Genomic DNA, 25,054 nt, shown 5'->3' with positions numbered 1-25,054 from the left:
GTATGTTTGTCAACCTGCGGCGACGGCTTAAAAGTCGCATTCGGTATAAAATCACCCTGCCATATTTGCTCTTGCTAGCATTTTTGTCGGGTCTCTTGATTGTGATTATTTTTTGGCTGTATGCCCAAAGCTTGCAGAACCAACTTAATCAATCGCTGCGCACCAGCGCCACCAATACTGGCGTTGGCTTGGAAACAATCGAAGCTCAAATTCTCGATAACTTGCGCCTGCTTGTTACCTCGCCTGCCAACGAAAAAGAAGATTTGCTGAGCACTGCCGAGGCATTTAGCAAAAACGATGTTGATCAGGTCGAAAAGATCGTCAACAATGCCTTTAATTATTTCAAGCCCTCACGCTTAATTGCCTTGAATGCTGATGGTCAAGTCTTGGTCGATGCCGCCAGTTCAACCGTGCTCAGCCGCAGCCCATCGCTGGTTGGGAGCACCGAACTGGCCAAAGATAGCTTGATTCAGGCGGTGCTGCGTGGCCAAGTTGATGATTATGGCGATAAATATGCCAGCCTCTTGCGCATCGGCGCTGATCCGCCATACACCATGTTTTTTGTGGTTGCTCCGGTCAAATTAACGGTCGGCAGCAGCGAGCAAGTGGTTGGGGCAATTATCTATGCAGAGCCGCTAGAGCGGATCGTCAACGAGGAATTACCACCCCGCAACGGCGCAACGATCACCGCAATTCTCAATAGCGATGGCAGCGTTTTGACCAGTAATCCGCCGCAAGAAGCAGCTGAATTGGTCATCAGCCCCAAGCAGATTGAGCAAATTAAGGCCAGCCAAGCCAACCCCGACCCAGAAACTCGTGGCACGTTGTTTACCACGATTCAACGCGGCGACACCAGCTATCAAGTGATGTATAGCCCGATGCGGATTCGGCGGGCGCTGAATGGCTATTTTGCGGTTGGCCTACCGCGGAGCAACATCGATCGGGCATGGCAACAAGCGCGGGTGCTGATTTTCCTCTTTGGTATCCTTTCGCTGATCTCAATTATTTGGATCAGCGTGCGCGTAACCCGGAGCATCACCGTGCCGCTTGGCGAGTTGGTCAGTACCGCCTTGCGGATCAAAAGCGGCGATTTAGAAGGCCGCAGTTTTGTTTCCGAGGAAAATGAACTTGGCACGCTCGCGACGGTGTTAAATGATATGACCGATCGCTTGCTCGATTTGTATCGCACCAGTCGCCAACTAGGCACCGAATTAACTCTCGACGGCGTTTTAACTCAAACGACTGCCGCTGTGCAGCGCTTGATTCCCGAGGCAGAAATTGATGCTTTGGTGGTTGAGCAAGGCGTTTGGCATTATGTCACCACCGAGACTGTACGCGAAATTGCGCGGCCATTCCCGGCAACCAGCCTTGAAACGCTTGCTCCAATGGTAACGATTACCGAAAATCCGGCCTTGGATAGTGCCTTGCGCCCGCTTGCGCCGAATGTACAGTTGGTTTTGCCATTGCGCACCCAGCAACAAGTTATTGGGGCGTTGTTGGTAAAGAACGATCACGCCATGCCAGCAGCTAGCAGCATTCGCGAACCACTAAGCGCAATTGCAAGCATGACCGCGACGGCCATGCAAAATGCTGTGCTCTACACCACAGTGCAAGATGAAGCCAGCCGCAAGCAGGCAATTTTGCAAAGTATCGCCGATGGCGTGATTGTGCTTGATCCTGATGGCAAAGTAATTTTGGTCAACCACACGGCCACGGCGATGCTTGGCGCAAGCGAAGCCGATTTGCTGGGCAAGAGCTTTGCTGAATTCAGCCTCACGCCATTATCTGGCGGCGCTGAACTGTTTGCCACGCCCACGGCTACAACCTTTTACGAAACCAGCGATCAGCGTATTTTGACCGTCAATGCAGCACCAGTTGAACGCGAAGGCTTGCAATCGGGCGAAGTGTTGGTACTCCACGATGTGACCGAAGAACGGGCAATGGATCGGGCCAAAACTGACTTTATTGCCACAATTTCGCACGAACTCCGCACACCATTGACCTCAATTTGCGGCTATGCCGATTTGCTGTTGCGCGGCTTCGTTGGCCCATTGACCGACGAACAAACCCAATTTATGACCACAATTCGCCAACAAGGCCAAAGCATGGTCGAAGTGCTACAAAATGTGATTGTGATTGCCAGCATCGAAGCAGGCAACATGGAACCACAAATTGAGCACCATCTGGTAAGCGAGCTGTTACCACCAATCGCCCAAGCCTTCCAGAAAGGCTTTGAGCAAAAACAACTCAAATTGATCATTGATCTTCCAGAGAACATGCCGTACATTGTAGTAGACCGCGACCACTTCAAAATAATGTTAACCCAGCTTTTGGAGAATGCCCGCCGCTATACCCAAACTGGCACAGTGACGGTGCAAGCCAAAACTGTCGATCAGCGCATTCAAATTGCAGTAATCGATACTGGCCCAGGGATTGCCAGCCAAGATTTTGAGCGCTTGTTCGAGCGCTTTCAACGGGGCGGCGAGCAAAGTGGCCTGACCTCGAAAGAACGCGGGATTGGGCTTGGTTTAGCGATTACCAAACAATTAGTTGAGCGCAATAGTGGTAAAATTTGGGTCGATAGCACCCAAGGCGTTGGTTCAAGCTTTATTATGCAGTTTCCAATGCTGCAACTTGAGCCAAGCAACTACGATTTAATGAAGGCAACGGTAGCAAATTCATGAGCAATAGCGCCTTACCACAACCAAATACCCAAGAACCACGCGACCGATTGTTATTAACGATCGGTTCGATTGTGATTTTAGCGGTGTTGTTGGTCATGGGCTGCTCATCGTTAATGGTTGTGCGCTGGACAACCCCAGTTAATGCTTCTGGGCCTGAGGTCTTGCTGCCACCGTTTGCCAATTATGAAGCGTGGAATGGCACAGCGCCATTTCCAATTGGCCAAGAAGCAATTCGCAGCAAAATTAGCGATCAGCCAGCCAACCCAAATTTGGTTGCTGCTGAAACGCCTGTGCCAATTGGGATTGTTGATTTGATGCCAACTGCAACGCCAACTGGCAAACCAACGCCAGCAACTGATGCAGCCAAAACAGCGACTAGCACCAATACACCCACGCCAACCAAGGCCGAAGGGATTCCGATTGGCAGTGCAACTGTGGCTACAACTGAGCCAAGCGTGGAATTAACTGCCGAGCCAAGCTCTACGCCACGGGTAAACCCAAGCTCAACCGCGAATACGCGCACACCAACTGCGAACCCAACAATTAATCCAACCAGACCAACCTTCGAGCCAGCGCCAAGCAACACGCCAACGCGCACAAGTGTTGTGGCAACGACGGTTGTTCCTGCAAGCTCAACTGTGGTCAATACAGCACTGCCAAGCTCAACTGCAACCGCATTGCCAACTGCCACGCCAACCAACACGCGGATTCCAACGAGCACGCCTGTGCCAGCCACGTTAACCAACACGCCAACTGACGTGCCGGTTATCACGCCTGTGCCTGCGACGCCAACTAACACGCCAACTGACGTGCCGGTTATTACGCCTGTGCCTGCTACTGCAACCAACACGCCAATCATTGCTACCGCAACCAACACGCCGTTTGTGCCAAGCAATACACCAACTGAGCTACCAACCGCAACCAATACGGCGACGGCCACCGCGACAGCGACCAATACGCCAACCGAGCTGCCAACTGCAACCAATACGGCGACGCCAACCGATACAGCTACACCAACCGCAACGCCTGCGCCAGAGCTATACATTGCTTGGCGGGTCGATGGAGTCGTCAATCCAGTTAATCCATCACTGGAAAACAACGATACCAAGCAGGTCTTTGTGGTCTTTGGCAATGCCGGCAATGCTCCAGCAGCTAATGCACAGGTCAATATCAGCGTAAGCGGAACCTGTATTGACTCAAGCATCAGCAACAGTGGTGCACCAATCACACTTGGCGCACATCAAGGCTTTACGCTTTCGCCAGTTATTTCGGCGAATAATGTTGGTAATTGTTCGATTACGGCCATTCTAAGCGCTGATAATCAAACGCCAGTTCAGGCAAGCTTAAATTGGACAATTGTGTGTGATGGCTGTGCGACGGCAACGCCGCAACCAACCAGTACGCCAACGCGCACACCAACCGCAACGCCAACCAGAACTGCGACACCAACCAACACGGCAACAGCAACCAATACGCCAACGCCAAGCAACACGCTCACGCCAAGCAACACGCCAACGGCGACCAATACCCGCACGCCAACGACGATTCCAACCTTGACCTATACACCAACGCCGAGCAATACGCCAACGGCGACCAATACCCGCACGCCAACCTTTACACCAACCAACACGCCTACACCGAGCAACACGCCAACGGCGACCAATACCCGCACGCCAACCTTTACGCCAACCATTACCAACACGCCAACGCCGAGCAACACGCCAACGGTGACCAATACGCCGATCCCAACCAATACGCCAACTGATGTCCCAACTCCAACCGAAACGCCATTGCCAACTGATACACCAATGCCCAGTGACACACCAACGCCAAGCGAAACGCCAACGCCAAGCGAGACACCAACGCCGAGCGAAACACCAACACCAAGTGAAACTCCAACGCCAAGTGAAACGCCGACGTTAACCGCAACCCCAACGCCAACGCCTGATTTGTTTGTGTTTCACATCATCAATGGCGAGGTCAATCCATCAGGCAACATCACCTTGGCTGCTGGCGCACAAGAAAATGTTACGGTTGTGTTTGGCAATAACGCAAGTGGCTCACGGGCAACTGGCTTGAATTTCAATTTCAATGCTGGCTCGTGTATTAGTGCTCAGCCAGGTTCTAGCGATTCAAGCGATTTGAACGGTGGCTCTAATCGTTCATTGTCAGTTGTGGTTACGGGCAGTTCGGTCGGCTCATGTTCATTCCGCACCCAATTTGGCGCAAGCAATGCCAATACGGTGAGTGCTGATAGCCGTTTTCGCGTCACCAATCCGTTGCAAAACGAGCCAGCGCTTGCCGCTACAGCAACTTCGACCTCAACCGCTACCGCTACCGCAGAACCAACTGCAACCGCAGTGCCAACCGAGCAACCAACTGCTGAGCCTAGCGCGACCTTGGAGCCTGCGCTGCCAGTAATTGGCAAAAGCTCCTCATTGCCACCAAGCTCTGGCGGCCAATTGCTCTGGCTGATGGCGGGTGGGCTTTGCGTCCTAATCAGCAGCTTGCGTGGGCGAAGAATCCTACCGCTTAACGTTGCCTAATCTTCACCAGATCCATTCAACAACTGATTGACAGAAACCCGCAAGCACTGCACACTAGCGGTAGTTTCCACTACGATGAGGTTTGCAATGGATGTTGCTGATCAGCCACGAATTGCCATTATTGGCGGTGGCATCGCTGGCCTTAGTACAGCATGGTATTTACAAAAACAAGGTCTGGCCAAGATACAGCTTTTTGAGCGCGATCAACGGCTTGGCGGCAAATTGCTTACCAAGCATGTCGCCTTGCCCGATGCTGCTGGCGAATTGCTGGTCGAAGCTGGGCCAGATGCGTTTATTAGCCAAAAACCTTGGGGCTTGCAATTGGCCCGCGAATTGAGCTTGGACGATCAGTTGATTTCGACTGAGCCAGCTCGGCATAAGGTGTTTGTGCTGCACCGGGGCAAGCCCGAGCCATTGCCCGATGGCATTAATTTGGTTGTACCAACTGAGTTTTGGCCGCTGCTCCGCACGCCAATTCTTTCGTGGCCGGGCAAATTGCGTATGTTGCTCGATTTGGTGTTGCCTGCCCGCCAAAGTAACGCCGATGAATCGTTGGCCGATTTTGTGCGCCGCCGCTTTGGAGCCGAAGCGCTCGATAAATTGGGCGAGCCGTTGATGTCGGGCATTCACAATGCAGAATCAGATCGCCAAAGCCTCGAAGCAACCTTTCCCCGTTTTATCGAGGCCGAACGCAGCCATGGCAGCGTAATTCGTGGGATTCGGGCAGCTAAGGTTAAAGCAGGCAAGCCCAAAGGCCAGCAATTAAGCCCATTTATCAGCTTGCGCGGCGGGATCGAGCAACTGATCACAACCTTAGTTGACCAATTAACGGTCGAGCTACGCACCAATTGCGGGGTGCAAGCATTGCGCTACGACCCAACCAACGCCCCAGCCTATCAATTAACCCTCGATGATGGTACCCGCGTTGATGCCGATGTGGTGGTGTTGGCAGTGCCAAGTTATGCCGCTGCCAAGTTGGTGCAGCCTTGGGCCGAAACACTGGCCGAGCGCTTGCAGGCGATTCGCTATGTTAGCACTGGTACGGTTTCATTGGCTTTTCGGCGCAGCGAAAGCACCATGGCCTTCGATAGCTATGGCTTGGTGATTCCGCGCAGTGAGCATCGCCTGATCAACGCCGTAACGATCAACTCGCGCAAATTTGCTGGGCGTGCTCCCGCCGATTATATGCTGCTACGAGCTTTTGTCGGCGGCTCGAAACATCCTGAAGTTTTGCGCTTAGATGATCAGCGCTTAACTGAATTGGTGCGCGATCAGCTTAAAGCAATTTTTGGCCTCGATGCCGAGCCAGTTTGGAGCGGCGTAGCCCGTTGGAATGAAGCTAATCCCCAATATGATGTTGGTCACTTCCAACGCATGGATCAGCTAGAAGCCTTGTGCCCAGAGGGCTTGTTGCTCTGTGGCAGCGGCTTTCGTGGCGTGGGAATTCCCGATTGTGTGCGCCAAGCGCAAACCACCGCCGAAGCAATTGTGGATTTATTCGCGCAAACCAACGCCTAAATAAAGCCCACGGTGAAACGAAATCACCGTGGGCTTGGTATTTAATTGGTATGTAACTAGACGTTTTTGGTTTGGCTGATAAACGCTTCGAGGTCGCGTTTCAGCTCTGCCAGCGAAGGCAAATGAGTATACATCATATGCCCTGCTTCGTAATGTTTGATCACAATGTTGTTGCGCAAGGTTTGCTCAAGCCCAAGGTGATTGAAGGTGTGCAAAGTGGCAAAATAGGGCGTGGCAAAATCGAAAAAGCCGCTGGCCACAAACACTTTAAGATAGGGATTTTGCGCGATGGCCGAGCGCAAGGCTTCGGTGACGCTCACATATTGATTTTCGTGCTTATCGTACTTCCAAGGCCGCACTTTCGAGGTCAGAATTTCGTAGGCATCATCGCTTTCGAATTTTAATTCGCGGCGCACATAATCGTTGAAGGTGGCGCTGTATGGCCCATGAATTACCGCATAACTGGGATCATACTCAAACGCTTCGCGGGTTGGATCGCGGTCGATGCCCACAAAGCGGCTATCCAAGCGGCCTACTGTGCGCTGCTGATCGCGCAGCAATTCCTTGGTAAAGCGCATCAGATCGATTCGTAGATTGCTTTGATCGATAAAGCGTTCGCTCAAACCAGTATAGCGCGCCAATTTGCGGATAACTGAGCGGCGTTTGCCTTCAGCCAAACCATCGCCTTGCAACAAAGCCGTAGCATACTCGCCAGTTGCAAACGCCTCGACTTCGGCTAAGGTATCGGCCAAACTCAGTTGCAATTTGGCATCAAGTTTGGAGTGATACCACGCGGTGGCGGCATAGGTTGGCAAAATCACGATGTAGGCAAGGTCGTTGCCCGGGTCCATCTCGACAGTTTGAAAATCGAGAATCGACGAGATCAGCATAATTCCGTTGAGATACATGCCATAGCGATTTTGCAAATAGTTAGTAATGGCCGAACCGCGGGTCGTGCCATAGCTTTCGCCGATGATATATTTGGGCGAGAGCCAACGCTTGGCGCGGGTGGTGTAGAGCCGAATAAAATCGCTGATCGATTCAATATCTTTGGTAAATTGATGAAATTGGTTGGGATTTTCGCCAGTTGCCGCCCGACTATAGCCAGTGCTAATTGGATCGATAAAAACTAAATCGCTTTGGTCAAGTAGTGAATATTCGTTTTCGACCAAGCGGAATGGCGGCGCTGGCAAATTGCCAGTTTCATCGGCCATCAAAACCCGTTTTGGCCCCAATAAGCCAAGGTGCATCCACACCGAGGCCGAGCCAGGCCCACCGTTGAACGAAAAGGTAATTGGGCGGGTCGTCTGATCATCAATATCGCTGCGGGTGTAGGCCACATAAAAGACTGTAGCTTTGGCCTTGGGCGCTTGCTTAAACTCTGGATCGTCCTCGTAGAGTACGATTGTGCCAGCAGTGGCGGTGTAGGGAATATCAGTGCCATTGATTTTGACCCGCCCGTGGGTCACGCTCACAACTTCTTGCGGTGGCTTGGGGCTTTCCGAATCGCTGCGTTTTTCGCTGCTACCTGCATCTGCCATAGCGTGCAAATCCTCATACTAGAAGCATTTCAAATTGATTGTAACAAGCTTTGTCTCATCGATTGTCAATTTTAGGCGGGTTCTGCTTGTAGTTCAGGGCTGCTGATTGGGCTATCCTGATGATCGGGAATCAGATCTTCTGCATGGCGCACGACGCGCACCCCATACGCAATCACGGCAACGGCAATCCCAAGAATGCCACTCAAAACCATAATCAAAGCAATGCCTGAACCTTTGCCACTGCCAACCCAACTACCAAACATCTCAACCCAAGCGCCGCCAACCGCCATGCGCGGCTCAAACACTTTGTCGGCCAACGGCCCAACGATCAAAATGGCAACTGGCCCCGAAATTTGGGCAATCATGCGGCGCACTGCAAACACGCGGCCTTGAATATCGGGCGGCACTTTCGCTTGCCAAATTGCTTGATTCGAGCCATTGAGCACTGGCAATATAAAGAGCAAGCCAAAAGCTGCAATCGACCAGACGACTACATTTTGGCCCAAGCCCATGAGAACGCCGCCAAAAAAGCTGGTCAACGCCATGCCACCAAGCACGCCATGGACTTTGCGCTTGGGGCCGCCCCAAAAACTCAGCATCAAACCGCCAAGCACCCCGCCAATCCCCATCGCCGATTGAACAGTGCCCATAATTGCCGAGTTGCTATCGGTTCGCGCCAAAATCATGGGATTGGTCATAGTGGCTTGAAACGAGCCAACAAAATTAATCATAAAAAAGGTCAGTTGCAAGCCCAGCAGGCTTGGTCGGGCCAAAATGTAGCGAAAGCCAAAGCCAGCCTCGCGCCATAAACTGCCTTTGCCTTCTGCGCCCGCCTCGCTTTGGGTGGGCTGCGGAATATGCACAAACAGCACAACAAGCACTGCAAAGCTAAAGGTCACAATATCAATAATTAACACTCCGCCAATGCCAATGACGCTGAGCAAAAAGCCAGCTAAGGCCGGCGCGACAATGCTTGCTGCCGATTCGGCCATCGACATCATGCCACTAGCACGCGCATAGTGTTGCTTGGGCAGCATTGTTGAAACCGCAGCCGAATAAGCAGGCCATTGAAACGATTGGAAGACGCTAGCAAACGCTCCGGCCACATACAAATGCCAAATTTGCAGCGCATCGTTATGGTAGAGCAGCAGAATCGCAATCGTCGATACGCCAGTCGCTAAATCGCTCAGAATCAACACAACTTTACGATTCCAGCGATCAACCAAAGCGCCAGCAAACGGGCTAACCAGAATACTCGGCGCAAACGAGAAAAAGCCTACCAATGCCAAAGCAGTGGCTTTTTCGGTAATTTGCCAAGCCCAAAACGTCAGGGCAAAGCTGCTCATGGCGCTGCCAAGCAATGAAACGACCTGCCCAAACCACATAATGCTAAATGCTAGCATCCCGCTTGGTTGCTTGCGCATTGATTCAGCCATGACGGCTCCTTTGTGATGTTATTCAAGATTGGAATACTTGCTAAACGTAGTATATTGCTATGCTAATAAATGCATATCCTACTTTAGGTCTAATGATAGTTTGTTTAGGGTTTTGTAAGCTTTGCGCAAGCAGTGGTTAAGTGCTAGCCGCTATAACTAAAGCATAGAAGTTTTATGGAGGTTAGCGATGAAATTACGCTCTTTTGCAATGTTGCTCCTGCTTGGTGGCTTAGCTGCGTGTGGCACTGCGCCAACGACCATCGATGAGCCGTTCCCAACCACCAGCAGCGCACCAATGGCCACAACCCAACCAACTGTCGATTCGATGATGCAGCCAACTGAGCCAATGTCGATGACCGACGATATGATGCAACCAACCGAGCCAATGTCGATGACCGACGAGTCGATGACCGACGATATGATGCAGCCATCTGATCCGATGCCGATGACCGATGATATGATCGAGCCAACCATGATGCCAACTGCTGAATCGCGGGTTGAGCCAAGCGCCGTGCCAGCCGAGCCAGTGATGCTGAGTTCTGGCGCATTTCGTGGCATCGACCATGAAAGCCGAGGCATGGCTAAGCTCTATAAACAACCAGATGGCAGCATCATCTTACGGCTCAATGATTTCTACGTCGAGCCAGGCCCAGATATGTATATTTTTGTTGCCAAGGCCGCCGACATTCATCAACCAAGCGATTTGCAAGCAGGCTACCTTGAATTAAGCAAACTCAAAGGCTCCGAGGGCAACCAAAATTATAATTTGCCCAATGATTTCGACCCTGCGCTCTATAACAATGTCGTGATCTGGTGCGAAAAATATCAAGTCTTGATGGCTGTTGCACCAATCCAGTAAAATAAAAGTATGAAGGATGAAGGATGAGGGATGAAGTTAAATTCAAAAGGCAGAAGGCAAAAATCAAAAACGGGGAGAACAGGAGTAAGTTTTAACTCAGAGGCGCAGAGGAACGAAATTATGAAGGATGAAGGATGAGGGATGAAGTTAAAAGCCTCATCCTCCGAATCTGTGGCAATCTGTGGCAAAAAAACCATTCGTGCAATTCGTGGCAAAAAAACATGCTTCGCGCTCTTCGCGGTTTCCGTCCTTCGTGTTCTTCGTGCCCTTCGTGGATCAATTTGAGGAATTACATATGGCCAATATTTTGGTGGTTGATGACGAACCGAATATTCGCGAAGTGGTCGGCCTTTATTTGCGCCGCGAAGGCCATAGCGTGATTGAGGCCAGCGATGGCGAGGAAGCCCTGCGCTTAGCCCGTCAACAACCGCCAGATTTGGTCGTGCTTGATTTGATGTTGCCCAAAGTGACTGGCTTGGAAGTATGTCGGCGCTTGCAGAGCGATCAACGCACTCCCGTGATTATGCTCACCGCCAAGAGCGAAGAAAATGATCGGATCATTGGCCTTGGCGTGGGCGCTGATGATTATGTCGTCAAGCCATTTAGCCCACGCGAACTAGTGGCGCGGGTCGAAGCAGTGTTGCGGCGGGTTCAGCCTCAGCCCGATGCTCCGCCACCAGATGAACGTCCGATTGAGCTAGGTGCATTGCGCGTCGATCCACGCACCCGCGATGTGCAAGTGGCGAGCAAATCGATTAGCTTGACCGCGCGCGAATTTGATTTGCTCTATTTCTTGGCCCGCCATCGTGAACGGGTGTTTACCCGCGACCAACTGATGGAACTCGTCTGGGGCTATACATTTTCCGCCGATACCAGCACGGTCACCGTGCATATTCGACGTTTGCGCGAAAAAATCGAGGACGACCCAACCGCCCCGCGCTATTTACAAACGGTCTGGGGCGTGGGCTACAAACTCAGTGCAGGCGAGCAATGAGACGCTTTTTGCAGCAATGCAGCCTTTTGTTGCTGACCTTGGCGATTGCCTTGACGTTGGTTGGCTTGGTTGGCCACTTTGGCCTCATGCTGCCAATCAGCGAACTCGAAGGTATCATCACGCTGTTTGGTTCGCTTGGCTTTGGGGCTGGCGTGGTGGCAATTATCGCCTTGCAAAGCCGGATGCTCTCGCTGTTGCGCAGTTTGCGGGCGCAAATTATTGCCGCAATTGGCTTAGGCGGCATTTTGGTGGCGGCCTTGTTGCAGGGTGTGGCCCGCGCCATGTTCATCAGCACCGATCACGATTTGCCCTTGTTGCTGCTGGTGCTGATTTTTATGTTGGTGCTGGCCTTGGGCTTTAGCATCGCCGTGGGCAATGTGTTAGTGGCGCGCTTGGCCGAGGTTCGGGCCGGAGCCACCGCCTTAGCCAAAGGCGATTTAACCTTGCGCATCCCTGAGCATGGCAGCGATGAAGTGAGTTTGCTGGCCGCCGATTTTAACCAGATGGCCGATGAGCTAGCCCAAAGTGCGCAGCGCCAACAAGAGCTTGAGCAATCGCGCCGCGATTTGATTGCGGCCATCTCCCACGATTTGCGCACCCCGCTAACCGCAGTTCGCGCCATGATCGAGGCCTTAGCAGATGGCGTGGTAACTGAGCCAGCAACTCAACAGCGCTACCTTCATTCAGCTAATGCCCAATTAACCAACCTCAGCACTTTGGTCGATGATTTATTCGAGATGGCCCAGCTTGATGCTGGCGTGTTGCGCTTGGAATTGGAGCGCGCCTCGCTTGGCGATTTAATCTCCGATACGCTGAGCAATTTGCAACCGCATGCTGCTGCTCACGGCGTGCAACTGCTCGGCAAAGTTGATCCCGCTGCCGATTTGGTGCTAATGAATGCGCCAAAATTGCAACGAGTCTTATACAACCTGATCAGCAATGCGCTACGCCACACGCCCAGCGATGGCACAATCGCCATTCAAGCCCAAACAATCAACCAAACAGTCCATGTCGAAGTGCGCGATACTGGCGAAGGGATTCAGCCCGACGATCTGCCGCATATTTTCGAGCGCACCTATCGCGGCGAAAAATCACGTTCCCGCGATTATGGCGGGGCTGGCTTGGGCTTGGCAATCGTGAGGGCAATCATCGAGGCTCATGGCGGCAATGTTTGGGTCGAAAGCCAACCCCAACATGGCGCACGCTTTATCTTTACTCTGCAAACGCCACTTGGTCATAGCTCGTAAGCTGAAGCGACAAGGGATCAGGTGTCAGGGGCTAGGCTACAGGAATTCTGCAAAAATCTAGCTCAGCTTTGGATTAGAAACATTATTGTGATGCAGCTAGCGCGTTTGCTCAAGCACACGCCGATAGACCGCTAAGGTTTGCTCGGCGGTGCGTTGCCACGAAAATTTGGCTGCCTGAGCGGGCGCTTGCTCGCGCAATGCTTGGCGCTGATCAGCATCAGACCAAAGGCGTTCAATTGCATCGGCCCAAGCCAGCGGATCATCGACTGGCAACTTGAGGCCAGCCTCGCCCACCACTTCGGGCAAACTTGAGGCATCAGCGACCAACACTGCCGCGCCACAGGCCAACGCCTCCAAGGCTGGCAAACCAAAGCCTTCATACTTCGAAGGGTTGAGATACAAACGACAAGCACTCAAAAGCCAGCGAATTTCCTCATCGCTTGGGCTATCGAGCCACGTTACTGCATCTTCCAAATGCAATTCAGCCAAGGTTTGCCAGATTTCTGCATCAAGCCAACCACGCCGCCCAGCCAAGGCCAAGCGATAGCCAGCTTGCGGCTTGCGATCAAGCGCAATGCGTAAGGCACGCAACAACATTGGAATATTTTTGCGTGGCTCCAAGGTCGAAACAAACACCATAAATTGATCAGCTTGCCACGTTTGGCCGCCAATTTGGCGTTGGGCAGCAGCAGCGATTGAGATTGGCTGCATATCAGTCGCAAGCTGAATCACATCAATTCTGGCTGGATCAACATCTAACAAGCGGGTAAGATCGTTGGCGGTGCTCTGCGAATCAGCAATAATTGCATTAGCCGAAGCCAGTGCACGCTCAATTTGGCCATAATAACGGCTGGCATTGGCATCCAAAATCTCGGGAAACAATTTAAAGGCCACATCATGCACAGTAATGACGGCAGGAAAGGTACGTTTTAATGGCGGAATAAAATCGGGCGAGTGCAACAGCTTTGGGCGACGCAGGCCAATTTCCAAAGGCAAAAGCAGTTGTTCGAGCCGATGATGCGGTGGAGTAAAGAGCAGCGCCCGCTGAATATTCGGGCCGCTAACCAATGGTTTTTGGCTTTTGCGATGCTCAAGCAGCAACCATTGTTGCTCAGGGGCAATTTGTGGCAGATAGGTTAATAATTTGTGGGTGTAATGGGCGATGCCACCATGGCGGTAGGCATTCAAACGCGCATCAATCGCAATCATTGGCAGCCTCGTAGCTCAACATGGCTGCTATGCTACCACAGCCTACGAGCGTTGGGTAATCAATTGCTCAACTGGTGGCGGCGTAACCTGCGGTTTATCAACAATGCCGCTCACTTCCTCAAGGATTGCCTGCGCCCGATAGCTGGCAACCAAAGCTTGGCGCAAATTGCGCTGCTGTTGAATCCCCTCTTCGTTGATCGAATTGCCAATTGCTTGTTGTAGCTCTTGAATTTCGCTCTGCAAACTTTGAGCAGCCTGAGTCAATTGGGCGAATACCGCTGGCGGCAAATTAATCGTCGTGGAATCGACCATAGGAATTGCACGCTGATATTGACGTTCAAGTAGCACAAATATCGACCAACCTGCCATCCCAGCCACACCCCAATCAATCATATAACACAGCCAAGCTGGCGAGCGAGGCGTGAGAATTTGATGATCGACGAGATCCCACGCGATGTAGGCAGCAAAAGCTCCCAACAACGGGAACCAACGACGATTGAGGCTAAGCTTCATAGTTGCACCTGTTTCACAAAATTTCAGCCCAAAAATGATTCAGGCCAATCTAGTATGCTGCCCCAATCTGAAATTATGATGAAAATTTGATGAGATGGCGATGAGCTACACCCGTGAAATCGTTATCACGCAGTTTGGCAAAAAGCTCCAAAACAGGTACGATCGGGCAGCTTTAGCGAAAGGATGATCATGGCTCGGATTGCAACCATCGAACGTAACACCCGCGAAACCCAAATCAAGCTCATGCTTAATCTTGATGGCTCTGGCAAGGTTGCCATTAATACGGGGATTGGCATGTACAACCATATGCTCGAAAGTTTTGCCCGCCATGGCCAATTTGATTTAGAAGTAACGTGCAACGGCGATTTGCATATCGATGACCATCACTCAGTCGAGGATGTGGCGATTTGCTTGGGCATGGCGATTGATCAGGCGCTTGGCGATAAAGCAGGCATCACCCGCACCGCCCATGCCTACGTGCCCATGGATGAGGCGCTAGCCTTTGTGGCGCTCGATCTCAGTGGCCGAGCGTTTCATGTGCTCAACTTCAGCTGGACAAACCCCAGCATCGGCGGCTTGACCTGCGATTTAGTTGAGCATGTTTTTGAAAGCATTGCGATTCATGGCCGCATGAACTTACACGCCAAGCTCGAATATGGCCGCAACGACCATCACAAAGCAGAAGCTTTATTCAAAGCCTTGGCCCGCGCCCTCGATAGCGCCGCTAAACATGATCCACGCTTGGGCGATGCGATTCCCAGCACCAAAGGCGTGATTTAAGCCTTTTCTCGCCCTCAGCCCCGTTGCCCGTGGGATAAACCACGATTACAAATACAGATTGTTAGGTTGATCAACGAATGCCGTTTTACCCTAAATTGTCATTTGAGGGGGTGCAGGGGGATTAAAGCCCCCTGCGTCTCCCGCTGGCGGGACGGAAGGGTGGAAAACTGCGGGATCAGGGATCAGCAATGAGGAACCACGAAGATCGCGAAGATCGCGAAATTGGAGTTATAGAAGCATAACAAGAATCCACAACCTAAATATGAGGGGGTGCAGGGGGATTAAAGCCCCCTGCGTCTCCCGCTGGCGGGACGGAAGGGTGGAAAAACGAAGGATGAAGGATAAAATTCGTGGCGAACAAAAAGGGCGGGATTGGGTTACAAAATAATCAGACTTCTAATGCTGTAACAAGCCCAAGAGCTAGCCATTGCGGCTGAATAGCACGCGCAGCAACAAAAGCTTGTTCGATTTCAGCTTGACCTTGGCTAAAATGCTGCCAGCCATCAAAATGAATTGGAATCAGGGTTTTTGGATTAAGCACTTGGGCTGCTTGCAACGCTTGATCTGCATCAAAGGTAAATAATGTTGGCCCCGTTGGCGCAAATTGGGCCGCCCCGACATGCAAAAAGGCCGTGCCAATGGCATAGCGTTCAGCAATCTGCTGAATACCAGCAAACAAAACCGTGTCGCCTGAAATGTAAATTGGCCCATGCTCAAAATTAGGATATTCCAAAACAAACCCAATCACGTCGCCAATGATCGGCAGCAATTCAACGGGGCCATGTTGGGCTGGCACAGCAGTAATCGTCAATGGCAAGCCTTGGGCTGTGGTCAGCGTGATCGATTGCCATTCAGCTAAACCTTGCACATTGGTGGCGCCTTGTTGCTGCAAGCGCCCGCTGCCCGCTTCGGTGGTCAATACCTGCTTGGCATGCGGCAAAAATGCCCGCCCAGCAGTATCCAAATTATCATAATGATCATCGTGCGAGAGTAATACGACATCAATCGTCCCAAGTTCTGCTGGTTGCAAGGCAGCTGATTGCTGTTTGTAAAGCCCAAATTCAAGGTTTGGCTCCACCTGAGTGACCTGCGAACTACCAGCAGGATCGAACACGGGATCGGTCAAAATCCGCAGGCCATCAATTTCCAACAAAACGGTCGCTGTCCCAACATAGGTCACATTGATCTGCATATTGATCCCTTTACAATACGGACGTTCGTTTTTTATTCAAGCTAAAAAATTTTAGCTGCGATAGCTTTCGATTAAATTGCCAATTGCCGCGCGGGCTGTCGTAAATTGGGCTTCGTGGCTGCGCACTGCCCGCCAAACCAGCGCCGCGATCAGGATGCCATGGAATTGGAATGCCAGCGCGGCGATTGGCGTATTGGCCCGAAATTGGCCAAGCTCCACGGTTTCAGCAATGCTCTGCTCGATAAAATTAAGGTAATCCTGATAATAGCGCAGTACGGGAACCCGCGCTTCAGAATCAGCCAAATCATCAAGCTCAAGCACGGCGTTGGTTAAAAAGCAGCCGCCTAGAAAAATGCCTTGCTGCAAAAAGCTAAACCACGAATCGCACAGCTTGTACAGCCGATCGATGCCAGCTGGTTCGGCCAGCACGTTGCCAAGCACTGCCGCTTGAAATAGCTCAGCAGCCCGTTCAACGGTGGCAACTTGCAGCTCGGTCTTCGATTTGAAGTGCGCGCTGATGCCGCCCTTGGACATTGCAACAGCCTCAGCCAAGCTCCCGATCGTTAGGCCATTTAGACCAGCAACCGAAGCCATCTGCACTGCTTGATTCAAAATAAGTTCTTTGGCACTATCTTTACGACTCATATTGATAAAATACCATACGTTCGTATTTTATGCAAGCATCTATCTTGCTTGAGCCACGATCAATAACTAAATTTATTTCAGCATAATCCATTACAGCTGCCCATGAGGAGTGCGATTATCCAAATTCGAATAGAGAAAAAGTTGCCATAATCCAACTAGCCGATTTTAGGGGGACCTACTGCGTCTCCCGCCTTGAGGCGGGACGGAAGGGTGGTGATCAGCAATGATGGTTGACAACCAACCCTTGAAAGAATTAAAGCTACTGCCTGCCCCTCGGTCGCAGAAACACGCAACGATGGTAAAAAATCAAGCATTGCTAGAATTGCAAATGCCTAAATCCAGATTGCTTGGCAATTTACAAAACGTGCTGCAACAATTTTTTAGTGGCTTGCGTCCTAGATAGCAGATACGCAACGATGAGTTGCACCCAAATAAGGAGTTACTACAATGCAAAATTCAAATCGCTTAGTGCGTGTTCAACAAGATCAAATGATTGCTGGTGTGTGTACGGGTTTGGCTCAATATTTCGCTTTTGATGTAACCTTGGTACGCTTGGCCTTTGTGCTGGTAACCTTGGCTGGTGGTTCAGGCATTCTGTTGTACATCATCCTTTGGGCAGTTTTGCCAGTCGTGACGGCTCCAGGCTTGCCAAGCCCAGGCATCAACAGCGGGCTTGATGAAATGCGCAACCAAGCAGCCAATGTGTTCAACAAGGTCAAAACTGCGGTCAACAACGCCCAAACCAGCAACGCAAACACGGCTATGCCCCAAAGCGATTGGAAATTCGACCCACAAACTGGGCAACCAATCAACCCAACGCCAAAGCCAGCCCAACCAGAAAAACCACGTTTTGACCCATACACTGGTCAACCATTAAACGACTAATCTAACGATTGAGTTGATACCAAAACGGTCGTTGAGCACCACGCTCAGCGACCGTTTTTTGTTGGGCAGAATCACAGAGTTGCTCAACTTCTTGCTCAAGCAGCCGCAAGGTTTGCGGAGCCAGCCAATAGACCGTTGCTTGGCCTTCGTGCTCGCTTTCAACGATGCCTGCCTGCACCAAAACTCGCAAATGTTCGGAGATGGTCGATTGAGCACGATTCGTTCGCTGCACAATATCGTTGCAAATACAGCGTGGATGCTGGGCGATGTAGCGCACTATTCCCAAGCGCAACGGATGGCCAAGGGCATGGCACAAGCTGGCCAATTGAGTTAATGCAGCATCAGCTTGAATCGTTTCCATCGGACACCTCCAAAATGGGTTGATTAAAAACTAACACACGCGAATCACGGCATGGTGCCCGCGCTTCGCGTGTGTTGCTTTGCCGTTAAATCTGCAACTTAGTTATTCAAGATACGCTCGCAATTTGCGCCCACCAAAGGCTGGGTGACGCAGTTTACGCAATACTTTAGCTTCGATTTGGCGAATTCGTTCGCGGGTAATGCCAAACTCGCGGCCAACTTCTTCCAATGTGCGATATTTGCCATCGACCAAGCCATAACGCAGCTCGATAATTCGCCGTTCGCGTTCATCGAGCTTGCACAGCACTTCATCAAGTTGCTCGCGCAATAAATGCTCGGTGGCATGATCAAGCGGCTCTGCTGAGCGATCATCTTCGATAAAATCGCCCAAGACGCTATCGCCCTCGTTGCCAACAGGCGTTTCGAGCGAAACTGGCTGACGGGCAACTTCGAGCACGCGCCGCACTTTATCTGCGGGCAAGCCCAAGGCTTCGCCAATTTCTTCGGCGCTTGGCTCGCGTTCTAAGGCTTGCTGCAACTTGTGGGCTGTGCGCTTAACCCGATTGATCGTCTCGCCAACATGCACAGGCAGGCGAATTGTGCGACTATGATCGGAGATTGAGCGCGTAATTGCTTGGCGAATCCACCAAGTAGCATAAGTTGAGAACTTAAAGCCCTTGTGATAATCGAACTTCTCGGTTGCCCGCATCAGGCCAATATTGCCCTCTTGGATTAAATCTAAAAACGACATGCCACGGCCAACATATTTTTTGGCAATCGACACCACGAGGCGCAAATTGGCTTGGATGAGATGTTGGCGGGCAGCTTCGCTTTCGAGAACTTGCTGTTGCAGGCGGGCTTTTTCTTCGAGGAGATATTCGTGGCGGGCAAGCCGAATCATCGCCCGTTCGCCACGTTCCAATTGTTTGGCCAGCATCGTTTCTTCTTGGGCGGTTAAGAGATGCACTTGGCCAATTTCGCGCAAATACATGCGCACCGGATCATCAAGGCTTAGCCCTTCGCGAATCAGCGACCGTTCGAGATCGTCTTCGGCGACATCACGGGAACGGAGATGCACGGCAGCGGTTGGCGGTTCTTCTAAAATTGGAATATCTTCTGCTTGGCAGCGGACACACAATTCATCGAACAGCGCTGTGTTTTTGTCGGAGGGAGGAAGATGAAGCAGCACTTGGTCGTGCGTTAGATAACGATGCTGACGGGCGGCCCCCATCAGAACTTCGAGTACGTTTTTCAAGGAAGCACCGACTTTCTACTGCTATAGAAAAGCCTAATGATAGACCACTATATCACGGATAGATCTGCGATTCAATACCCTATTCAAGCACATTAGGGGTGAAGTTTCCATAACATGCAGCTGATAATTCGTTGAAAAAAGCGAAACGCTGTATAGTATTTGGCAACAACTGCGAAGGAGGCGGGTACTTCAGCCCGATTGATGCCATGACAACGATTGCCCTTGATCAGCAAATTATTCATGCGGTGTGCCCTCACGATTGCCCAGATACGTGCTCCATGCTCATCACAGTGCAGGATGGCAAGGCGATCAAAGTGCAAGGCAACCCTGAACATCCAATTACCAATGGCTTTTTGTGCACCAAGGTTTCGCGTTATGTCGAGCGAACTTATCATCAAGGCCGTTTGTTGTATCCAGCCAAGCGGGTTGGCCCCAAAGGTGCTGGCCAATTCGAGCGCATTTCGTGGGAAGAAGCATTAACCACGATTGCTGAACGCTTGCAAGCGATTAGCACCAGCCACGGGCCGCAGGCGATTTTGCCCTATTCATATGCAGGCACGATGGGTTTGTTGCATTATGGCTCAATGGATCGGCGCTTTTTCCATCGCTTGGGCGCTTCGCTGCTCGATCGCACAATTTGCGCTAGTGCCGGCGCAACTGGCTATCGCTATACTGTTGGTGCAAGCGTTGGCACCGACCCCGAAGCCTATGTTGATGCCAAATTGATTATTTTGTGGGGAACCAACACGCTCACCTCGAATGTGCACTTGTGGACGTTTATCAAAGCGGCGCGCAAAGCTGGCGCACGGGTGATTGCAATTGATCCTTGGCGTTCGCGCACCGCCGCCCAATGCGATTGGCACATTGCACCGTTACCAGGCACCGATGCTGCCTTAGCACTCGGCATGATGCACATTATTTTCCGTGATGGCTTGCACGATCAAGCCTATCTTGATACTTATTGTATTGGCGGCGAGCAACTGCGCGAGCGGGTGCAGGAATATCCACCAGCCCGCGTGGCCGAATTAACTGGCTTGGATGTGGCGACGATTGAGCAATTGGCCCATGAATATGCCACCACCGCGCCTGCTGCGATTCGGATTAATTATGGTTTGCAGCGCCATGCTGGCGGCGGGATGGCCGTGCGCACCTTGGCCTGTCTGCCTGCGGTAATTGGCTCGTGGCGCGAGCGCGCAGGCGGCATTTTGCTTTCCACCAGCGGCACGTTTCCAATTAATAATGCTGCCTTGGAGCGCCCCGATTTGATTCCTGCTGGCACGCGCATGATCAATATGAATCAGCTTGGGCAGGCTTTGACCGAAGTTAACGATCCGCCAGTGCAAGCCTTATTTGTCTACAATTCTAATCCGGCCAGCGTGGCTCCCGATTTGGAAGCAGTGAAACGCGGCTTGGAGCGCGACGATTTGTTTACCGTAGTGCATGAGCAGTTTTACACCGATACCACTCGCTACGCCGATATTATTCTGCCTGCAACGACCCAACTTGAGCATGTCGATTTGCATAAAGCTTATGGCCACTGGTATTTGGCGTGGAGCAACCAAGCGATTGAGCCGCTGGGCGAGGCGATTCCTAACACTGAGCTATTTCGGCGTTTGGCAGCCAAAATGGGCTTTGATGAGCCATGTTTTAGTGATGATGATTTGACGATTGCGCGCCAGGCCTTGGATTCTGACCACCCAGCCTTGGCTGGAATTACGCTCGAACGATTGCAAGCAGAGGGTTGGGTGCGCTTGAATGTGCCAGCCAATTGGGCACCATTTGCCGAGGGCAATTTCCTCACACCGTCTGGCAAGTGCGAGCTCTATTCCGAGCGCATGCAGGCCGATGGCTTTGACCCATTGCCGACCTATACTGCGCCCTACGAAAGCCCAGCCACCAACCCGCGCTTGGCTGAGCGCTATCCATTAACCTTGATCTCGCCGCCAGCCCACCACTTTTTGAACAGCACCTTTGGCAATATTTTGCAGCGCTATGAGAGCGGCCCCAGCCTAGAAATTAGCCCGATCGACGCAATCGAACGCAACATCGACGATGGCGATCAATTGTTGATTCGCAATGATCGCGGTGGCTTCCAGGCCAAGGCTGTGGTGACTGATCGGGTGCGGCAAGGAGTGGTAGTTGCGCCATCGATTTGGTGGTCGGAGCTGACGGTTGATGGCCGTAACGTCAACCATACCACGCCCCAAGCACTTTCGGATATGGGTGGCGGCGCGACCTTCTACGATAATTTGGTTGAAGTTGAACGAATTGTCGGTTAACCTAGCCAATAATTGTCCCGCTTGAGCTGAGCGATTGGCTCAAGCGGTTGGTTGGAGCAAGCGATGCCCCAAGCGTTATTGATTGAATGCAACGATCAGATTGGCTTAGTTCATCAGATTACTGGCGTACTCTATCGCCATGGCGTAAATATTATTAGCAATCAAGAGTTTGTTGATCATCAGCGCCAGCGTTTTTTTATGCGGACTGAATATCAAGGTACGCTTGATCAAAGTATAGCATTGGCTGAACTGCAAACTCTCTTGCCAAGTAATGCAAATATTCGCTTTGCACGAGCGTATACGCCACGAATTCTTATTTTAGCCACCAAAGAACATCATTGTTTAGGCGATTTGCTTATTCGGCATGCATTTGCCGAACTCAAAGCAGAAATTTTGGGCGTAATTGCGAATCATGAGCAACTTGGCCAATTAGTCCAGCGTTTCGATCTGCCTTTTCACTATTTGTCACATCGATCTTATACCCGCGAAGCACATGAACAAGCCTTGCTCGAAGTCATTCACGCAGCGCAACCAGATTATTTGGTGCTGGCAAAATATATGCGGGTGCTTTCGCCGCAGTTTGTGGCCCAATTTCCGCAGCGAATTATCAATATTCATCATTCATTTTTGCCAGCGTTTGTCGGGGCGAATCCTTACCGCCAAGCTTTTGAGCGTGGCGTGAAAATTATTGGCGCAACTGCGCACTTTGTCACCGATGAGCTTGATCAAGGGCCAATTATCGCGCAGCAGGTTATGCCAATTGATCATAGTCATAGCGTTGATGAACTAATTCAAGCTGGGCGCGAAATTGAAAAACATGTTTTGGCAAAAGCCCTCGATTTGGTCTTGAGTGAACGAGTTTTTTTAAGCGGCAATCGCACGGTCATTTTTGATTAGCTATGCTCAGCAACAGGAGTAATCTATGCCGTTATTATTTGCGTTAACAATTTTTACTAGCGCTAGCTTATTGTTTGTGATCCAACCAATGTTTGCGCGGATGGCGTTACCATTGCTTGGTGGTGCGCCGTCGGTTTGGAATACGGCGTTAGTGTTTTATCAAACGGTGTTATTGCTAGGATATGGCTATTCGCACCTGCTAACGAAATATTTTAAACCTCGGCAACAGGTATTAATTCATTGTGGGCTTTTGTTAACGCCATTATTGGTTTTGCCAATTGCGATTCCTGCGGGCTGGCAAGCGCCAACAACTGATTTTCCCATTGCTTGGCTACTGAGTTTGTTTGCAGTTGCCTTAGGCTTGCCATTTTTTGTGGTTTCGGCGAGCAGCCCATTGTTGCAAGCATGGTTTGGCAGTAGCGAGCAAAATCGCAATCCCTATGTGCTCTATGCAATGAGTAATGTTGGCAGTATGTTGGCGTTATTGGCCTATCCATTAATTATCGAGCCAAACACCAGCCTGCGCTTGCAAAGCGATGGTTGGCGCTGGGGCTATGTGCTGTTGGTGTTGCTGTTTATTGGCTGTGGCATTCGAGTTTGGCAACGAGCGCCGCAGGTTGTTTCAAGCGCAACCAGCCAAGCCAGCAGCCCGATTACATGGCAACGCAGGCTCAAGTGGATCGCATGGTCGGCTGTGCCTTCAAGTTTATTGGTAAGCGTTACAACCTACATTACCACCGATATTGTGGCGATGCCGTTGTTGTGGGTTATTCCCTTGGCATTATATTTATTGACGTTTATTTTTGTGTTTGCCAATAAAGTACTGATTCCCAAACAAGCTTTAGTTTGGTTAATGCCAATTTTGGTGATGTTAGTTATTCTGACGATCATTACTGGGGCGAATAGTCCAATTTTACTGTTGTTAATTTTGCATTTGGCAAGCCTGTTCGTTGTCACAATGGTTTTGCATCAACAACTGGCAGATGATCGGCCTGAGCCACAGAAGTTAACTGAATTCTATTTATTGATGTCGTTAGGTGGCGTGATTGGTGGGATTTTTAATGGATTGATTGCACCGTTGATTTTTAATTCAGTTTGGGAATATCCATTGATGTTGTGTTTGGGATTAATGCTTGCCCCGTGGCGCAAACCCAAGCCAACTAATCGCCAAGAATGGCTCCAATCGTTGTATAAACCTGGCTTGATGATTGTGCTCAGCATTGGATTGGTATTGCTGCTCAAAGCTTTTAATTACGAAGAGGATACGCTTGGCTATGGAATTTTATTCTCGGTCACAATGTTGCTTGCCTATAGCCAATCGCGCAATCCAGTCTCATTTGGCTTAAGCATTGGTGGCTTTTTTGCAGTCGTTTCGCTGATTGGCTTTACAAGATCGACCTTAGTTTATCAAGAACGCAGCTTTTTCGGCGTCAACCGGATTATCGAAGTCAACGATCGCTTTAATATTTTGATGCATGGTACGACCTTGCACGGCATGCAGTTTCTTGATCCAGCATTAAGTAAACGCCCACTGACCTACTATAGCCTAAATGGCCCACTCAACGAGATTTTCCAAGTTGCCAATCAACAAACAACCCCAAAAAATGTTGGGGTAGTGGGCTTAGGCAGTGGGGCAGCCGCCTGTTATGCCCAGCCGCAAGATACTTGGAAATATTTTGAAATCGATCCGGTGGTGATTGAAATTGCTGAGAATCCGCAATATTTCAGCTATCTCAGCCAATGTACACCCCAAGCTCCCGTCGTCGTCGGCGATGCCCGCATCTCGCTGGCAGCGGAAACCAAGCCCTTTGATGTGTTAATTATGGATGCCTATAGCTCAGATGCGATTCCCACCCACTTAGTAACCGTCGAGGCGCTGGAACTGTATCTGAGCAAATTGAATCCTGATGGAATTATTGCCTTTCACATTTCAAATCGCTATCTCAATTTAGAGCCAGTGTTGCACGACCTAGCCGAAAAATTGGGGTTATTGGCATTAGTTCATGAATATCATACCGATGAGGATGTGCTTGAACAAGGCAATAACAGCACCAAATGGGTGATTTTTACCAAAAATCAAGCCTTCTATCAACAATTTATCGATCAATATCAATGGCGCAGCTTGCAAAATCGGCCCAACGATCGCTTGTGGACTGATGATTATTCGAGCATTATTACCACCTTGTATGCTTGGCAGTAAGCGAGGGGCCAGCA

General features: G+C 50.8%; 19 protein-coding genes. 11 read left to right on the top strand and 8 right to left on the bottom strand.

Annotated elements, in window-relative coordinates:
- Positions 1 to 2 precede the first annotated feature (2 nt).
- From SE18_RS17235 to hemG, 3 genes are all read left to right on the top strand, one after another.
- Entirely contained in the window at positions 3 to 2,684 is a 2,682-nt protein-coding gene (locus tag SE18_RS17235; protein ID WP_054535701.1) for an ATP-binding protein, read from the top strand.
- Complete coding sequence (locus SE18_RS27550) at positions 2,681 to 5,230, top strand: hypothetical protein (RefSeq protein WP_054535700.1); 2,550 nt, start codon at positions 2,681 to 2,683, stop codon at positions 5,228 to 5,230. Before SE18_RS17235 ends, SE18_RS27550 begins: the two co-directional genes overlap by 4 nt.
- Before the next feature lie 87 nt (positions 5,231 to 5,317).
- Positions 5,318 to 6,748, top strand: a complete 1,431-nt coding sequence (gene hemG, locus SE18_RS17225) for a protoporphyrinogen oxidase (protein ID WP_054535699.1) — start codon at positions 5,318 to 5,320, stop codon at positions 6,746 to 6,748.
- A gap of 56 nt (positions 6,749 to 6,804) precedes the next feature.
- On the opposite strand, the gene SE18_RS17220 is transcribed toward hemG, so the two are convergent.
- Positions 6,805 to 8,289 (bottom strand): S10 family peptidase, encoded by a 1,485-nt coding sequence (locus SE18_RS17220; protein WP_054535698.1) that lies wholly within the window; start codon positions 8,287 to 8,289, stop codon positions 6,805 to 6,807.
- Between the two features lie 71 nt (positions 8,290 to 8,360).
- On the bottom strand, positions 8,361 to 9,725 hold the full coding sequence (locus SE18_RS17215) for an MFS transporter (protein ID WP_083469975.1): 1,365 nt from the start codon (positions 9,723 to 9,725) through the stop codon (positions 8,361 to 8,363).
- A gap of 187 nt (positions 9,726 to 9,912) precedes the next feature.
- Here SE18_RS17215 and SE18_RS17210 point away from each other — a divergent pair, with 187 nt between their 5' ends.
- The 3 genes from SE18_RS17210 to SE18_RS17200 all read left to right on the top strand — a co-directional run bounded on the left by SE18_RS17210 (position 9,913) and on the right by SE18_RS17200 (position 12,825).
- Positions 9,913 to 10,584 carry a DM13 domain-containing protein gene (locus SE18_RS17210; RefSeq protein WP_054535697.1) on the top strand — a complete coding sequence of 224 codons (672 nt, stop codon included), beginning with the start codon at positions 9,913 to 9,915 and terminating at the stop codon, positions 10,582 to 10,584.
- Between the two features lie 295 nt (positions 10,585 to 10,879).
- Positions 10,880 to 11,578 carry a response regulator gene (locus SE18_RS17205; protein WP_054535696.1) on the top strand — a complete coding sequence of 233 codons (699 nt, stop codon included), beginning with the start codon at positions 10,880 to 10,882 and terminating at the stop codon, positions 11,576 to 11,578.
- Positions 11,575 to 12,825: a sensor histidine kinase gene (locus tag SE18_RS17200; RefSeq protein WP_054535695.1), complete on the top strand. Its 1,251-nt coding sequence runs from the start codon at positions 11,575 to 11,577 to the stop codon at positions 12,823 to 12,825. Before SE18_RS17205 ends, SE18_RS17200 begins: the two co-directional genes overlap by 4 nt.
- Before the next feature lie 96 nt (positions 12,826 to 12,921).
- Here SE18_RS17200 and SE18_RS17195 read toward each other — a convergent pair whose 3' ends face one another.
- Positions 12,922 to 14,034: a glycosyltransferase family 4 protein gene (locus SE18_RS17195; protein ID WP_054535694.1), complete on the bottom strand. Its 1,113-nt coding sequence runs from the start codon at positions 14,032 to 14,034 to the stop codon at positions 12,922 to 12,924.
- Positions 14,035 to 14,076: 42 nt separating this feature from the next.
- Positions 14,077 to 14,547 carry a hypothetical protein gene (locus tag SE18_RS17190; RefSeq protein WP_054535693.1) on the bottom strand — a complete coding sequence of 157 codons (471 nt, stop codon included), beginning with the start codon at positions 14,545 to 14,547 and terminating at the stop codon, positions 14,077 to 14,079.
- Positions 14,548 to 14,736: 189 nt separating this feature from the next.
- Between SE18_RS17190 and hisB the strand changes: the two genes are divergently transcribed.
- Entirely contained in the window at positions 14,737 to 15,327 is a 591-nt protein-coding gene (gene hisB / locus SE18_RS17185) for an imidazoleglycerol-phosphate dehydratase HisB (RefSeq protein WP_054535692.1), read from the top strand.
- 388 nt (positions 15,328 to 15,715) lie between these two features.
- On the opposite strand, the gene SE18_RS17180 is transcribed toward hisB, so the two are convergent.
- A complete protein-coding gene (locus tag SE18_RS17180) occupies positions 15,716 to 16,519 on the bottom strand; it encodes an MBL fold metallo-hydrolase (protein ID WP_054535691.1) in 804 nt (267 codons plus the stop codon).
- A 51-nt stretch (positions 16,520 to 16,570) separates the two neighbouring features.
- The gene (locus tag SE18_RS17175; RefSeq protein WP_054535690.1) at positions 16,571 to 17,164 is read right to left on the bottom strand and encodes a TetR/AcrR family transcriptional regulator; all 594 of its coding nucleotides are present in this window, start codon (positions 17,162 to 17,164) and stop codon (positions 16,571 to 16,573) included.
- Positions 17,165 to 17,611: 447 nt separating this feature from the next.
- Between SE18_RS17175 and SE18_RS26835 the strand changes: the two genes are divergently transcribed.
- A complete protein-coding gene (locus tag SE18_RS26835) occupies positions 17,612 to 18,049 on the top strand; it encodes a PspC domain-containing protein (RefSeq protein ID WP_083469974.1) in 438 nt (145 codons plus the stop codon).
- 1 nt (position 18,050) lies between these two features.
- On the opposite strand, the gene SE18_RS17160 is transcribed toward SE18_RS26835, so the two are convergent.
- Positions 18,051 to 18,410 carry an ArsR/SmtB family transcription factor gene (locus SE18_RS17160; protein ID WP_054535688.1) on the bottom strand — a complete coding sequence of 120 codons (360 nt, stop codon included), beginning with the start codon at positions 18,408 to 18,410 and terminating at the stop codon, positions 18,051 to 18,053.
- Between the two features lie 102 nt (positions 18,411 to 18,512).
- Positions 18,513 to 19,640 carry an RNA polymerase sigma factor RpoD gene (gene rpoD, locus SE18_RS17155; protein ID WP_054535687.1) on the bottom strand — a complete coding sequence of 376 codons (1,128 nt, stop codon included), beginning with the start codon at positions 19,638 to 19,640 and terminating at the stop codon, positions 18,513 to 18,515.
- A gap of 230 nt (positions 19,641 to 19,870) precedes the next feature.
- On the opposite strand from rpoD, the gene SE18_RS17150 reads away from it, so the two are divergent.
- The 3 genes from SE18_RS17150 to SE18_RS17140 all read left to right on the top strand — a co-directional run bounded on the left by SE18_RS17150 (position 19,871) and on the right by SE18_RS17140 (position 25,040).
- Complete coding sequence (locus tag SE18_RS17150) at positions 19,871 to 21,943, top strand: molybdopterin-containing oxidoreductase family protein (RefSeq protein WP_054535686.1); 2,073 nt, start codon at positions 19,871 to 19,873, stop codon at positions 21,941 to 21,943.
- A gap of 63 nt (positions 21,944 to 22,006) precedes the next feature.
- A complete protein-coding gene (gene purU / locus SE18_RS17145; RefSeq protein ID WP_054535685.1) occupies positions 22,007 to 22,840 on the top strand; it encodes a formyltetrahydrofolate deformylase in 834 nt (277 codons plus the stop codon).
- A 25-nt stretch (positions 22,841 to 22,865) separates the two neighbouring features.
- Entirely contained in the window at positions 22,866 to 25,040 is a 2,175-nt protein-coding gene (locus SE18_RS17140) for a fused MFS/spermidine synthase (RefSeq protein WP_054535684.1), read from the top strand.
- Positions 25,041 to 25,054 lie beyond the last annotated feature (14 nt).

This window comes from Herpetosiphon geysericola (assembly GCF_001306135.1).
GTDB classification, from domain to species: domain Bacteria; phylum Chloroflexota; class Chloroflexia; order Chloroflexales; family Herpetosiphonaceae; genus Herpetosiphon; species Herpetosiphon geysericola.
This window is presented reverse-complemented; position numbering and strand designations above follow the sequence as displayed.